This window comes from Nocardiopsis sp. N85, from assembly GCF_028882275.1.
Lineage (GTDB): Bacteria > Actinomycetota > Actinomycetes > Streptosporangiales > Streptosporangiaceae > Nocardiopsis > Nocardiopsis lambiniae.
Genome location: NZ_JARBUT010000049.1, coordinates 1 through 597, shown reverse-complemented (window position 1 = coordinate 597; position 597 = coordinate 1). Strand labels below are relative to the sequence as shown.

Genomic DNA, 597 nt, shown 5'->3' with positions numbered 1-597 from the left:
CGTCTCCTTCGACCTGTACCGGGGCGAGACGCTGGGCATCGTCGGTGAGTCCGGTTCGGGTAAGAGCACCCTGTCCCGGATGATCATGCGCCTGCTGGAACCCACCGAGGGGCGCGTGGAGTTCGAGGGCCGGGACATCACCCACATCTCCGAACGGCGGATGCGCCCGTTGCGTCGTGACGTGCAGATGGTGTTCCAGAACCCGTACTCGTCGCTGAACCCGAGGGTGACGGTGGGCGACGCGATCGGCACCGCGCTGCGGGTGCAGGGCGAGCGCGACGGCAAGAGGATCCGTTCCCAGGTGCAGGAGCTCCTGGAGCGGGTGGGCCTGGAGCCCGATCACTACAACCGGTTCCCGCACGCGTTCTCCGGTGGTCAGCGTCAGCGCATCGCGATCGCGCGGGCGCTCATCCTCAAGCCCAAGTTGATCATCTGCGACGAGCCGGTGTCGGCGTTGGACGTGTCCACGCAGGACCAGGTGCTGCGTCTGCTCTCCGAGCTCCAGGACGACTTCGGGTTGACCTACATCTTCGTCGCCCACGATCTGGCGGTGGTGCGTCAGGTGAGCGACCGCGTCGCGGTCATGCGCAAGGGCGA

The 597-nt window shown here is 66.8% G+C and carries 1 protein-coding gene; it reads left to right on the top strand.

Translation table 11 applies throughout. The annotated features are described in order from the left end of the window. Positions 1-597, top strand: a 597-nt coding sequence (locus PWG71_RS28630) for an ATP-binding cassette domain-containing protein (protein WP_274813190.1), incomplete at both ends; no start/stop codon positions are given.